Below are 13,384 nucleotides of genomic sequence, written 5' to 3'. Positions count from 1 at the left end.
CGGTGAACCCTTTCCTCAATGCGTGCTTGCGGTACGGCGCTGGACCAGCACGGCGGCGACGATGATCGCGCCCTTGGCGATCTGCTGGACGGCGGTCTCGAGGTTGTTCAGGGCGAAGATGTTGGTGATGGTGGTGAAGATCAGGACGCCGAGCACGGAGCCGACGATGGTGCCGCGGCCTCCGGTCAGCAGGGTGCCGCCGATGATCGCGGCGGCGATGGCGTCGAGTTCGTAGAGGTTGCCGTTGGTGTTCTGGCCGGAGCCGGCCAGGACGATCAGCAGGAAGGCCGCGATGCCGCAGCACAGTCCGGACAGCAGGTACAGGTAGAGCCGCTGGCGGCGGACGTCGATGCCGGCCAGGCGGGCGGCCTCCGGGTTGCCGCCGACGGCGACGGTGCGGCGGCCGAAGGTGGTCCGGTTCAGCACCAGCCAGCCGATGACGGTGACGGCCGCGAACACCAGGACCAGCGGCGGGACGCCCAGCACGTAGGAGTCGCGTTCGGCCAGGTCGAGGACGCTGGGCACGGTGACGACCTGGGTGCTGCCGTCGGTGATCTGGAGCGCGAGGCCGCGGGCCGAGGCCAGCATGGCGAGGGTGGCGATGAACGGCACCATCTGGCCGAACGCGATGAGCACGCCGTTGACCAGGCCGCAGCCCACGCCGACCACGACCGCCGTGAACAGGATGCCGAAGAAGCCGTACTCCTGGGTGGCGACCGTGGTCGCCCACACCGAGGCCAGGGCGACGATGGCGCCGACGGACAGGTCGATGCCGCCGGAGATGATGACGAAGGTCATGCCGACGGTGACGATGCCGATCACGGACGCCTGGGTGAGCACCAGCTGGAGGTTGCGGGTGTCCAGGAACGAGTCGGGCTGGGTGATGCCGCCGATGAGGACCAGGACGGCGAGCACCCCGAGCAGGCTGAGGGTACGGACGTCGGCGCGGCCCAACTGGACCCGCCAGGCGGGCGGCCCGTCCGCCGGTGCCGCCTTGCCGGTGTCGTCCCGGGGCGGGGACACGTGCTGCGTCATGACGCCGGGCTTCCTTCCATCACGAGGTCGAGTACGCGGTGTTCGTCGAGTTCGCGGGCGGGGGCCTCGTGCACGACGCTGCCCTCGCGCAGTACCAGCACGCGGTCGGCGAGGCCCAGCACCTCGGGCACCTCGCTGGAGACCAGGAGGACGGCGAGGCCCTCGTCGGCGAGCCGGCGGATGACCGCGTACAGCTCGGCGCGGGCACCGACGTCGACGCCGCGGGTGGGTTCGTCGAGCAGCAGGACCTTGCAGCCGCGCAGCAGCCAGCGGGCGAGGACCGCCTTCTGCTGGTTGCCGCCGGACAGGGTGCGCACGGGCGCGGAGGGGTTGTCGGGCCGCAGGGACAGTTCACGGGTCGCGGCGCGGGCCGCCTTCAGTTCGGCGCCGTGATCGAGCCAGCCGCCGCGGGAGAAGCGGGACATGGAGGAGACCGACACGTTGCTGGTGACGGACTCCAGCATCAGCAGGGCCTGCGCCTTGCGTTCCTCGGGGGCGAGCCCGAGCCCGGCGCGGACGGCGGCGCGCACGCTGCCCGGCCTGAGCGGGCGCCCCTCGACGAGGACCTGGCCCGTACTGGGCTTGCGGGCCCCGTAGACCGTCTCCAGGACCTCGGAGCGGCCGGAGCCGACGAGGCCGGCGAGGCCGACGATCTCCCCGGGCCGCACGTCCAGGTCGAGCGGCGCGAACTCGCCCTGACGGGACAGTCCCCGCACGCTCAGCACGGGCTCGCCCGTGGGCGGGGCGGTGGGCCGGTCCGGGAAGACGTACTCGACGTTGCGCCCGGTCATCAGTGCCACCACCTCCCGGGTCGGCGTCTCCTTCGCGGGCAGTCCGCCCGCGACGGCCCGGCCGTCCTTGAGGACGGTGACCCGGTCGCCGATGCGGCGGATCTCCTCCAGGCGGTGCGAGATGTAGACGACGGCGACGCCGTCGGCGGTGAGGTCGGCGACGATGCGGAAGAGGTTGTCGACCTCGTCCGGGTCGAGGGCGGCGGACGGCTCGTCCATCACGATCAGCCGTACGTCGTGCGAGAGCGCCCGCGCCATGGACACGATCTGCTGCTGAGCGGCCGAGAGGTCCCCGACCAGCCGCCCCGGGTCGACCTCCGGGTGCCCGAGCCGCTTGAGGAGCTGGGCCGTGGATTCCTTGGCCGCCCTTCCCCGTACGACGAAGCCGGCGGTGGTCGGCTCGTGGCCGAGGTGGACGTTCTCGGCGACCGACAGGTGCTCCACCAGGTCGAGTTCCTGGTAGATGGTGGCGATGCCGAGGCGCATGGCCGCGATGGGCGAGCGCAGGGTGACGTCCTCGCCGCGCCAGCGGATGGTGCCGGTGTCGGGCTGGTGGGCACCGGCCAGCACCTTGATGAGGGTGGACTTGCCGGCGCCGTTCTGGCCGAGCAGGCAGTGCACCTCGCCGGCCTGGACGTCGAGGTCGACGCCGTCCAGGGCCCGGACTCCCGGGAACGACTTGGTGATGCCGGACATGCTGAGCAGCGGTGGTTCTGGTGCCATGTGAGGTCCCCTCGGCGGGCATGCGGGCCGGTGTCAGGGCAGAGCAGGGCGAAGCAGGACGATGGATGAGAAATCAGGCAGTGCTGGGCAGAGCGGGGCCGTGCGGAGCGCTGTGCTGGTGAACTTCGGACGGGACCCGGTGGAGGCCGGGTACCGGGTGACGCCTACGCGGGTGAGAACAGGTGGTCGCTGATCAGCCGGGCCGCGCCGATGACTCCGGCGGTGGGGCCCAGCTCCCCGAGGACGATGGGCAGGTTGCCGGTCGCCAGGGGCAGCGACTGGCGGTAGACCTGGGTGCGGATCGCGGCGAGCAGGTTGTGGCCGAGGCCGGTCACCCCGCCGCCGATCACCACCAGGCCCGGGTTGAAGAAGCTGACCAGTCCGGCGATGACCTGGCCGGTGCTCCGGCCGCCCTCGCGGATCAGGTCGAGTGCGGTGGCGTCCCCCGCGGCGGCCGCGGCGGCGACGTCGGCGGCGCTCAGGCCCCCGTTCGCCTCCAGCCGGTTCGCGAGTTCGGCCGACAGGCCGTGCTGGGCTGCCTCCGTGGCGTCGCGGGCCAGTGCCGCGCCGCTGAAGTGGGCCTCCAGACAGCCCCGGTTGCCGCAGGCGCACGGACGGCCGTCGGGCACGGCCTGGATGTGCCCGATGTCGCCCGCGCTGCCCGTCGTCCCGCGGTAGACCTCCCCGCCGACGACGATGCCGCAGCCGATGCCGGTACCGATCTTGACGACGAGGAAGTCGTGCACGGTGCGGGCGACGCCCGCGTGCTGCTCCCCCAGCGCCATCAGGTTCACGTCGTTGTCGACCATGACCGGGCAGCCCAGTTCCTGGCTGAGCGCCTCCCGCACGGGGAAGCCGTCCCAGCCCGGCATGATCGGCGGTGCCACGGGCACGCCCTCGGGGAAGCGGACCGGTCCCGGGACGCCGATGCCGGCGCCGTCGAAGCCCTCCGCGAGCCCCGAGGCCCGCAGCTTGGCCGCCATGGCGAGCACCTGCTCGAAGACCGCGACCGGGCCCTCGCGCACGTCCATGGGCTGGTTGATGTGCCCGAGGATCTCCAGCTCGGCGTTGGTGACGGCGACGTCGACCGAGGTCGCGCCGATGTCGACGCCCAGGAACCGCAGTTCGGGGTTGAGGCGGACGTTGTGGCTGCGGCGCCCGCCGCGGGAGGCGGCGAGTCCGTCGGCCACCACCAGCCCCGTCTCCAGCAGCCGGTCCACCTCCACGGCCAGCTTCGACCGGGAGAGGTCGACCTGGTCGCCGAGCTGGGCGCGGGAGTTGGGCCCTCCGTCGCGCAACAGCTGGAGCAGTCGGGCCTGGTGACCGTTAGCGGGTCGTGCCGTCATCCGTCTCACGAGCCCCTCCCCGCCTCAATCGGCCTCGAGTGTGCCGGTTCCCGGCCACGTCCCTGGCTTGCTTTCGGAGGGAACGTAGCAGTGGGCGCCGGGTGTGGGAAGAAGTCACGCACGAATTGCTGCGAACTTTCTCCACTGAGTGGACAAAGGCGTTCCGTGTTCCCACCGGATCGGAACGCGCAGGGGCCGCCCGGCGCGAGTGCCGGGCGGCCCCTGAACAGCCTCTGACCTCAGGATTGTGCGCGCGCGTGGTACGAACGCCGGGTGTGTTCGGTGTGCTCGCGCATCAGTCGCGTCGCCTCCTGCTCGTCCCGGTCGGTGATGGCGGCGATCAGCCCGCGGTGCTCGATCCAGGACTGCCGGCCGCGCTGCCGGGCGATCGGCGTGTAGTACCAGCGGACCCGGCGGTCGACCTGCGCGGCGAGTTCGGCGAGGACGGCGTTGCCCGCCAGCTCCATGATCTTCGCGTGGAAGCGGGCGTTGACGGCGACGGCCGCGTCCACGTCGTCGGCGGCCACGGCCCGCTCCCCCTCCTCGCACAGCTCCTTCAGCGCGGCGACGCCCGCGCTGCCGGCGTTGGCGGCGGCGAGCCGCGCCGCCTCGGCCTCCAGGAGCGTACGGACCGTCAGGAGCTGGTCGGCCTCCTCCTCGGTCGGCTCGTGCACGAACGCGCCCTGCGCGGGGCGCAGATCGACCCAGCCCTCGGTGTTCAGCCGCTGCAGGGCCTCCCGCACCGGCTGCCTCGACACCCCCAGGTGACCGGCGAGTTCGCTCTCGACGAGGTGCTGGCCGGGCCGGAGGGCCCGGGTGGTGATGAGTTCGAGCAGCGCCTCGTAGACGCGGTCGCGCAACGGGCCGGGCCGTTCGAGCTTGGGCACCGCGCCCTGCGGCAGTCCTGCGGACAACATCGGTCCCCCTCGAAAGCGATCCGGCGCGAGCGGCACGGGGGAAGCGACCACCCGTACCGGTACGCCGAGTATCGATTGTCTTTCGTCTACAGTCTACGGCGCACCGGGGCCCCGCGTGTCAGGGGCAGCGGACGACCTGTCCGGCGTAGGAGAGGTTCCCGCCGAAGCCGAAGAGCAGGACCGGGTCGCCGGTGCCGATCTCGCCGCGCTCCACCAGCTTGGACAGGGCGAGCGGGATGCTCGCCGCGGAGGTGTTGCCGGACTCGACGACGTCGCGGGCGACGACGGCGTTGACGGCGCCGATCTTCGCGGCGAGGGGTTCGATGATGCGCAGGTTCGCCTGGTGCAGGACGACCGCGGCCAGGTCGGCGGGTGCCAGCCCGGAGCGCTCGCAGGCCTGGCGGGCGATGGCGGGCAGCCGGGTGGTCGCCCAGCGGTAGACGCTCTGCCCCTCCTGCGCGAACCGCGGGGGCGTGCCCTCGATGCGGACCGCGTTGCCCATCTCGGGCACCGATCCCCACAGCACCGGGCCGATCCCCGGCTCGGCGCCCTCGGCGCACGCCTCCACGACGGCGGCCCCCGCCCCGTCGCCGACGAGCACGCAGGTGGTGCGGTCGGTCCAGTCGGTCACCTCGGACATCTTGTCCGCGCCGATGACCAGGGCCCTGCTCGACGAGCCGGCCCGGACGGCGTGGTCGGCGGTGGCCAGGGCGTGGGTGAAGCCCGCGCACACGACGTTGAGGTCCAGGGCGGCGGGGCCCGGGATGCCGAGGCGGGCCGCGACGCGGGCGGCGGTGTTCGGCGACCGGTCGATCGCGGTGGAGGTGGCCACCACCACCATGTCCACGTCGGCGGGCACCAGCCCGGCCGCCGCGAGGGCCTTGGCGGCGGCGTGGCCGGCCAGCTCGTCGACCGGCTCGTCGGGCCCGGCGATCCGGCGGGAGTGGATGCCCACCCGGCTCCTGATCCACTCGTCGCTGGTGTCGACCATGCCCGCCAGGTCCTCGTTGGTGAGAACCCCGGCGGGCTGGTAGTGGCCGACGGCGGTGATGCGGGAGCCGTGCATGGGTGGAGTCCTCGATGCCTCGGGTACGGGATCCACCAGTGTGATCAGTGACCGACGGGTACGACGGCAGGTGATACGACAGGAAACGGACGCCCGCCTTGTCGGCTTCGGTCAGCACCCGCGACGCCACCGGCGCGTCCCCGGACGCCCGCCAGGGAGCCCGGGGAGCCCCGGGGTCACCCGGTGAACAGCTGGGTCGCCTTGCGGACGAGTTCGTACAGACCGTAGGCGAGCGGTATGCCCACCCAGAGCCAGGCGAAAGCGATCAGCGGCCGCCGGCCGGGCACCTCACGCGGACTCGGGCTGCTGTCGTGGGACATCGGCGGCCTCCTTCGGTGCCGGGGCGGGGACGTGGTGGTGGCGGGGGTGGACCGGCCGGACGAGTTCGTTGGCGACGAGGCCGACGACCAGCAGACCGATCATGATGCCGAACGACAGTCCGTACAGGGACGCGCCGTGCCGCCCGGCCTCCTCCTGCCGGTCGGCGATCCAGTTGACGATCAGCGGTCCGAGGACGCCGGCCGTGGACCAGGCGGTCAGCAGCCGCCCGTGGATGGCACCGACCTGGTAGGTGCCGAAGAGGTCCTTGAGGTAGGCGGGGATCGTCGCGAAGCCGCCGCCGTAGAAGGACAGGATGACCAGCGCGCAGAGCACGAACAGCGGTTTGGAGGCGTCGCCGAACCACGCGATCAGGGCGTACATCAGGATGCCGACGCCGAGGTAGACGCGGTAGATGTTCTTGCGGCCGATCAGGTCGGAGGTCGAGGACCAGCCGATCCGGCCCGCCATGTTGGCCGCCGACAGCAGGGCCACGAAACCGGCGGCGGCCGTCGCCGACACCGGCGTGGAGGTGTCGGCGAAGAAGTCCGTGATCATCGGCGCGGCCTTCTCCAGGATGCCGATGCCGGCCGTGACGTTCATGCAGAGCACGATCCACAGCAGCCAGAACTGCGGGGTGCGCATCGCCCCGCGGGCGGAGACCTGGACGCCCGCCGGCGCGGCCGGTCCGCCGTCCGCCCCCGCCTTCGGGCGCGGCACCCGGACCAGCAGCATGAAGACGGCGTACGTCAGTCCGTGCACCAGGAAGGCGAGCGCGATCCCGGAGCTGTCGCTGCCGAAGCTCTCCAGCATCTGCGCCGACCAGGGCGAGGCGATGAGCGCGCCGCCGCCGAAGCCCATGATGGCGATGCCGGTGGCCATGCCGGGCCGGTCCGGGAACCACTTGATGAGCGTGGAGACGGGCGAGATGTAGCCGATGCCGAGGCCGATCCCGCCGACGAAGCCGTAGCCGAGGACGATCAGCCAGTACTGCTCGACGGCCGCGCCGAGGGCGGAGAGCAGGAAGCCGGACGAGAAGCAGACCAGGGCGACGGTCATCGCCCAGCGGGGGCCGTTGCGTTCCACGAGTGTGCCGCCGAACGCGGCGGACAGCCCGAGCATGACGATGCCGAGCTGGAAGGGCAGCGCGCTCTGCGTGCCGCTGAGGCCGAGCGCGGACTCCAGGGGCGGTTTGAACACGGACCAGGCGTACGCCTGGCCGATGGAGAGGTGGACCGAGAGGGCGGCGGGGGGAACGAGCCAGCGGCTCCAGCCCGGGGGTGCGACGGGGGGACTCATGAGTCCCCAACCGTAGGCAGGCGTCACACGGTTGAGAAGACGGTTGAGCGGACAACCACTGTCCTTGCACAAAGCCTTGCTGGCCCAACCTCCATACTGTAGACAATATTTCGTCGACAGACACGCGGAACCGGTGGGAGCCGGGTCCGGGTCCGGTCGGCGGTTCCGCGGTATCCCTCGACCGAACGGAGCTCGTCCGCCATGAAGGTCGCAGTCCTCGGCGCCGGGGCGATCGGCGCCTACGTCGGTGCCGCGCTCCACCGTGCGGGCGCCGACGTGCATCTCATCGCCCGTGGACCGCATCTGGCGGCCATGAGGCGGGACGGAGTAAGGGTGCGCAGCCCGCGCGGCGACTTCACCGCGCGTCCCCGGGCCACCGGCGACCCGGCCGAGGTCGGCCCGGTGGACTACGTGTTCCTGGGGCTCAAGGCCCACTCGTACGCGGCGTGCGGGCCGCTGATCGAGCCGCTGCTGCACGGCACCACGGCGATCGTGGCCGCCCAGAACGGCATCCCCTGGTGGTACTTCCACCGGCACGGCGGCCCGTACGACGGCCGCCGGCTTCAGAGCGTGGACCCGGGCGGCGCGGTCAGCGCGGTGCTCGCGCCCGAGCGGGCCGTCGGCTGCGTCGTCTACGCGGCCACCGAACTGGAACAGCCGGGCGTCGTCCGGCACGTGGAAGGAACCCGGTTCTCCATCGGCGAGCCCGGCCGCGGGGTGTCGGCGCGGTGCCTGGCACTGAGCGAGGCCATGCGGGCGGGCGGCCTGAAGTGCCCGGTGGAGCCGGACCTGCGGGGCGACATCTGGCTGAAGCTGCTGGGCAACATCTCCTTCAACCCGATCAGCGCCCTGGCCCGCGCCACCATGCGGCAGATGTGCCTGCACGGCGGCACCCGCCGGGTCATCGAGACCATGATGGCCGAGACGCTGGCGGTCGCCGCGGCCCTCGGCTGCGAGGTCGGCGTCTCCATCGAGCGGCGCCTCGCGGGCGCCGAGAAGGTCGGCGACCACCGCACCTCCACGCTCCAGGACCTGGAGCGCGGCAAGCCGCTCGAACTCGACGTGCTGCTCGCGGCCGTCGTCGAACTGGCGGAGATCACCGGGGTCCCGGTGCCCACCCTGCGCACCGTCCACGCCCTGTCGGACCTGCTCGCGCTGAGGAGCGCCGCATGAGGAAACGGCAACCGAAGACCTACGTCCGCCTCACCCATCCCCTGGTCCGCGACTCGCGCGGCGAACCGCTGCGCCGCGCGACCTGGGACGAGGCCCTCGACCGGACCGCCCGGGGCCTGGCGGCGGCGCGCGGCGCGTTCGGGATGTTCTCCTGCGCCCGGGCGACCAACGAGATGAACTACGTGGCGCAGAAGTTCGCCCGGGTCGTCATGGGCACCCACAACGTCGACTCCTGCAACCGCACCTGTCACGCGCCGAGCGTCGCGGGCCTGTCGGCGGCCTTCGGCTCGGGCGGCGGGACCTCGTCGTACGAGGAGATCGAGCACACCGACGTCATCGTGATGTGGGGCTCCAACGCCCGCTTCGCGCACCCGATCTTCTTCCAGCACGTGCTGAAGGGCATCCGCGGCGGGGCCCGCCTGTACGCCGTCGACCCGCGCCGCACCTCCACCGCCGAGTGGGCGGAGAGCTGGCTCGGCCCGAACGTCGGCACCGACATCCCGCTGGCGCACGCGATCGGCCGCGAGATCATCCACGCGGGGCTGGTCAACGAGGCGTTCGTCGAGCGGGCGACCTCGGGCTACGAGGAGTACCGCGCCCTGGTCGAACCCTGGACGCTCTCCCTCGCCGAGAAGGTCACGGGCGTCCCGGCCGCCGCCGTCCGGGACCTGGCGCACGCCTACGCCCGCGCCGAGCGCGCCCAGTTGTGCTGGACCCTCGGCATCACCGAGCACCACAACGGCACGGACAACGTCCGCGCGCTGATCAACCTCTCCCTGCTCACCGGCCACGTCGGCCGCTACGGATCCGGGCTCCAGCCCCTGCGCGGCCAGAACAACGTGCAGGGCGGCGGCGACATGGGGGCGATCCCCAACCGGCTGCCCGGCTTCCAGGACGTCCTCGACGACGGCGTCCGGCGGAAGTTCGAGACGGCCTGGGACACCGTCATCCAGCCGCGCCACGGCCTCACCCTCACCGAGATGTTCGAGGCCATGGACGACGGCACCCTGCGGGCCGTCTACTGCATCGGCGAGAACCCGGCGCAGTCGGAGGCGGACAGCGAGCAGGCGATACGCCGCCTGCGGGCGCTGGACTTCCTCGTCGTGCAGGACATCTTCCTGACGAAGACCGCCGAGCTGGCCGACGTGGTCCTGCCGGCGACCGCCGGCTGGGCGGAGACCGAGGGCACCACCACCAACAGCGAGCGGCGCGTCCAGCGCGTGCGCAGGGCGGTCACCCCGCCCGGTGAGGCGCGGGAGGACATCGACATCCTCTGCGACCTGGCGGCCCGCCTCGGCCACGACTGGAAGTACGCCGACGCCGAGGCCGTCTGGAACGAGCTGCGCTCCCTGTCGCCGGACCACCACGGGATGACGTACGCGCGGCTGGAGGAGCACCAGGGCATCCAGTGGCCGTGCCCGAGCACCGAGGAGCTGGAACCGACCTACCTGCACGGCAGGCTGTGGGACACGGACCCGGACCGGCGCGGCCCGCGCGCGCCCTTCGGCCTGGTCCGGCACGACCCGCCCGTGGACCTGACCGACGAGGAGTACCCGATCCGGCTGACCACGGGACGGCGGCTCGACTCCTACAACACCGGTGTGCAGAGCGGTGCTTACGCCTCTCCCCTGCGCCGCGGCGAGGCCGTCGAGCTGTGCCCCGAGGACGCCGAGCGCTACGGGGTCGTGGTCGGTGAGGAGGTGCGGGTGGCCTCGCGGCGCGGTGCGGTGGTCGCGCCCGTGTGGGTCGACACCGCGCTGCGGCCGGGGCTCGCCTTCATGAGCTTCCACTTCCCCGACGAGGTGGACACCAACCAGCTGACCATCGAGGCCAACTGCCCGATCGCCGGGACGGCGGAGTTCAAGGCCTCGGCGATCCGGATCGAGAAGGTGAGCAGCGGTGGACCTGCGCTTCGGTGACAGCAGGCCGACGGACGAGGAGCGCGAGGCCGTCGACGCCCTGCTCGGCCCGCCCGAGTCGTCCTGGGAGGGCGCGGACCGGTCCGATGCCGACCTCAGATGGGCCCGGGGCGGCCGAGCGGCCCGGGACCGCCGCGACCAGCTGCTGCCGGCCCTGCACGCGCTCAACGACCGGGTCGGCTGGATCAGCGAGGGCGGCCTGGGCTACGTGTGCCGCCGCCTGACGGTCCCCCCGGCCGAGGCGTACGGGGTGGCCACCTTCTACGCCATGTTCTCGGTCCGCCCCCGCCCTGCCACGGTCCTGCACGTCTGCACCGACCTGGCGTGCACGGCGGCGGGGGCGAGTGAACTGTGCGCGGCCGTGGAGGAGCGCGGCGTGAAGGTCGACCGCAGCCCGTGCCTGGGCCTGTGCGAGCGCGCCCCGGCGGCTCTGGTCGTCCGGGCGGGTGCATCGGCCCGTCCGGCACAGGGGGGCATTTCAGCCCGTCCGGCGTTTGAGGACGAGGCCGTCCAGGCCGAAAGCGGGGGTCCGGGGGCGGCAGCCCCCGGGGTCGGGAAAGGGAAGGGGCGGCGGGGGCGAAGCACCCTCCGCGCGACGGCCGTATGCGCCCCCGCGACCCCGGACGCCACGATCCGCGCGGCCACCGCCCCCGAATCGGCACCCGCCGAACCCGCCCCCGAAGCCTCCGTCCCCCAGACCGGCGACCCCACCCTCACCCTCCTCCACCGCATCGGCACCACCGACCCCACCTCCCTCGACGACTACCGCGCCCACGGCGGCTACAGCGCCCTGCGCCGCGCCTTCGCCCTCGGCCCGGCCGGCGTCATCCGCGAGGTCACCGACGCCGGGCTGGTCGGCCGCGGCGGCGCCGCCTTCCCCACCGGCCGCAAGTGGCAGGCCGCGGCGGCCCAGCCCGACCACCCGCACTACCTCGTCTGCAACGCCGACGAGTCGGAGCCCGGCACCTTCAAGGACCGCGTCCTCATGGAGGGCGACCCGTTCGCGCTCGTCGAGGCGATGACCATCGCGGCGTACGCCACCGGCGCGCACCGGGGCTACCTGTACCTGCGCGGCGAGTACCCGCGCGCCCTGCGCCGCATGGAGAACGCCCTCGCCCGGGCCCGCGCCCGCGGCCTGCTCGGCGACGACGTCCTCGGCCAGGGCTACGCCTTCGACATCGAGATCCGGCGGGGCGCGGGCGCCTACATCTGCGGCGAGGAGACAGCCCTGTTCAACTCCATCGAGGGCTACCGGGGCGAGCCCCGCTCCAAGCCGCCGTTCCCCGTGGAGAAGGGCCTGTTCGGCAAGCCCACCGTGGAGAACAACGTCGAGACCCTGGTCAACGTGCTGCCGATCCTGACCCTGGGCGCCGCCGCCTACGCGGCGATCGGCACGGCCGGCTCCACCGGCCCCAAGCTGTACTGCGTGTCGGGGAGCGTGGCCCGCCCCGGCGTCTACGAGCTGCCCTTCGGCGCGACCCTCGGCGAGCTGCTCGCGCTCGCCGGCGTGCGCGAGGGCCTGCGGGCGGTGCTGCTCGGCGGCGCCGCGGGCGGCTTCGTACGCCCCGACGAACTCGGCATCCCCCTCACCTTCGAGGGGACCCGCCAGGCGGGGACGACGCTCGGCTCCGGCGTCGTGATGGCCTTCGACGACACCGTCCCGCTCCCCGCGCTGCTGCTGCGCATCGCGGAGTTCTTCCGCGACGAGTCGTGCGGGCAGTGCGTGCCGTGCCGGGTGGGGACCGTGCGCCAGGAGGAGGCGCTGCGCCGGATCGCGGACCGCACGGGCGCCGCCGCGGCCGGGGACATCGCCCTGCTGCGGGAGGTGGGCCGCGCGATGCGGGACGCCTCGATCTGCGGTCTGGGGCAGACCGCCTGGAACGCCGTGGAATCCGCCATCGACCGTCTGGGGGCGTACGAATGACCGCGATACCGCTCGGAGTGCCGCGCCGGCTGGTGGAGTTCACCCTCGACGGCCGGGAGACCCGGGTGCCCGAGGGCTCGACGGTCCTCGACGCCTGCCGGGCCGCCGGGAAGGACGTGCCGACCCTGTGCCACGGCGACACCCTCACCCCGAAGAACGCCTGCCGGGTCTGCGTCGTGGAGGTCGAGGGCGCCCGGACGCTCGCCCCCGCCTGCTCGCGCCGGGCGGAGCCGGGCATGGTGGTCCGCACCGACACCGAGCGCGCCCGGCACAGCCGCAAGGTCGTCCTCGAACTGCTCGCGTCGTCGGTCGACCTGTCCACCACCCCCGGGGCGGCCGGGTGGATCAAGGAGTACGGGGCGGAACCCGACCGCTTCGGCCCCGACGCGGCCCGCGTCGACGAGGAACCGAGGATCGACAACGACCTCTACGTCCGCGACTACGGCAAGTGCGTCCTGTGCTACAAGTGCGTGGACGCCTGCGGCGACCAGTGGCAGAACAGCTTCGCCATCTCCGTGTCCGGCCGCGGCTTCGACGCCCGGATCTCCGTCGAGCAGGACGCCCCGCTGACCGACTCGGCGTGCGTCTACTGCGGCAACTGCGTCGAGGTCTGCCCCACGGGCGCCCTGTCGTTCAAGTCCGAGTTCGACATGCGCGCGGCCGGCACCTGGGACGAGGAGCGGCAGACGGAGACGACCACGGTGTGCGCGTACTGCGGAGTGGGCTGCAACCTCACCCTCCACGTGCAGGACAATGAGATCGTCAAGGTCACCTCCCCGCACGACAACCCGGTGACCCACGGCAACCTCTGCATCAAGGGCCGCTTCGGCTACCAGCACGTACAGAACCGGGACTGACCGGCACGAGGGGCAC

The 13,384-nt window shown here is 72.6% G+C and carries 11 protein-coding genes; 4 read left to right on the top strand and 7 right to left on the bottom strand.

Features of this window, described 5'->3' with window-relative positions:
* Positions 1–15: 15 nt before the first annotated feature.
* The 7 genes from ACFIF2_RS05530 to ACFIF2_RS05500 all read right to left on the bottom strand — a co-directional run bounded on the left by ACFIF2_RS05530 (position 16) and on the right by ACFIF2_RS05500 (position 7,495).
* Positions 16–1,035, bottom strand: coding sequence for an ABC transporter permease (locus ACFIF2_RS05530; RefSeq protein ID WP_395571349.1), 1,020 nt, complete (start codon positions 1,033–1,035; stop codon positions 16–18).
* Positions 1,032–2,549 (bottom strand): sugar ABC transporter ATP-binding protein, encoded by a 1,518-nt coding sequence (locus tag ACFIF2_RS05525; protein WP_395571348.1) that lies wholly within the window; start codon positions 2,547–2,549, stop codon positions 1,032–1,034. Before ACFIF2_RS05525 ends, ACFIF2_RS05530 begins: the two co-directional genes overlap by 4 nt.
* Positions 2,550–2,713: 164 nt before the next feature.
* Positions 2,714–3,895 (bottom strand): ROK family protein, encoded by a 1,182-nt coding sequence (locus tag ACFIF2_RS05520; RefSeq protein ID WP_395571347.1) that lies wholly within the window; start codon positions 3,893–3,895, stop codon positions 2,714–2,716.
* A gap of 239 nt (positions 3,896–4,134) precedes the next feature.
* The gene (locus ACFIF2_RS05515) at positions 4,135–4,812 is read right to left on the bottom strand and encodes a GntR family transcriptional regulator (protein ID WP_395571346.1); all 678 of its coding nucleotides are present in this window, start codon (positions 4,810–4,812) and stop codon (positions 4,135–4,137) included.
* 118 nt (positions 4,813–4,930) lie between these two features.
* Entirely contained in the window at positions 4,931–5,878 is a 948-nt protein-coding gene (locus tag ACFIF2_RS05510; RefSeq protein ID WP_395571345.1) for a beta-ketoacyl-ACP synthase III, read from the bottom strand.
* 176 nt (positions 5,879–6,054) lie between these two features.
* Positions 6,055–6,198 (bottom strand): hypothetical protein, encoded by a 144-nt coding sequence (locus ACFIF2_RS05505; protein ID WP_395571344.1) that lies wholly within the window; start codon positions 6,196–6,198, stop codon positions 6,055–6,057.
* Positions 6,167–7,495, bottom strand: coding sequence for an OFA family MFS transporter (locus ACFIF2_RS05500; protein ID WP_395571343.1), 1,329 nt, complete (start codon positions 7,493–7,495; stop codon positions 6,167–6,169). Before ACFIF2_RS05500 ends, ACFIF2_RS05505 begins: the two co-directional genes overlap by 32 nt.
* Before the next feature lie 201 nt (positions 7,496–7,696).
* Here ACFIF2_RS05500 and ACFIF2_RS05495 point away from each other — a divergent pair, with 201 nt between their 5' ends.
* From ACFIF2_RS05495 to ACFIF2_RS05480, 4 genes are read left to right on the top strand one after another with little or no spacing between them, the layout of a single operon-like run.
* Entirely contained in the window at positions 7,697–8,668 is a 972-nt protein-coding gene (locus ACFIF2_RS05495; protein WP_395571342.1) for a 2-dehydropantoate 2-reductase, read from the top strand.
* The gene (locus ACFIF2_RS05490; RefSeq protein WP_395571341.1) at positions 8,665–10,587 is read left to right on the top strand and encodes a molybdopterin oxidoreductase family protein; all 1,923 of its coding nucleotides are present in this window, start codon (positions 8,665–8,667) and stop codon (positions 10,585–10,587) included. Before ACFIF2_RS05495 ends, ACFIF2_RS05490 begins: the two co-directional genes overlap by 4 nt.
* Positions 10,568–12,511 carry an NADH-ubiquinone oxidoreductase-F iron-sulfur binding region domain-containing protein gene (locus ACFIF2_RS05485; RefSeq protein ID WP_395571340.1) on the top strand — a complete coding sequence of 648 codons (1,944 nt, stop codon included), beginning with the start codon at positions 10,568–10,570 and terminating at the stop codon, positions 12,509–12,511. Before ACFIF2_RS05490 ends, ACFIF2_RS05485 begins: the two co-directional genes overlap by 20 nt.
* Complete coding sequence (locus ACFIF2_RS05480) at positions 12,508–13,368, top strand: 2Fe-2S iron-sulfur cluster-binding protein (RefSeq protein WP_395571339.1); 861 nt, start codon at positions 12,508–12,510, stop codon at positions 13,366–13,368. The genes ACFIF2_RS05485 and ACFIF2_RS05480 overlap by 4 nt, the downstream gene beginning before the upstream one ends.
* Positions 13,369–13,384 lie beyond the last annotated feature (16 nt).

This window comes from Streptomyces sp. BK79, from assembly GCF_044142145.1.
In the GTDB taxonomy this organism is placed as follows: Bacteria; Actinomycetota; Actinomycetes; order Streptomycetales; family Streptomycetaceae; genus Streptomyces.
Note: the sequence above shows the minus strand (reverse complement) of the source record. Positions and strands in the feature narration are given on the sequence as shown.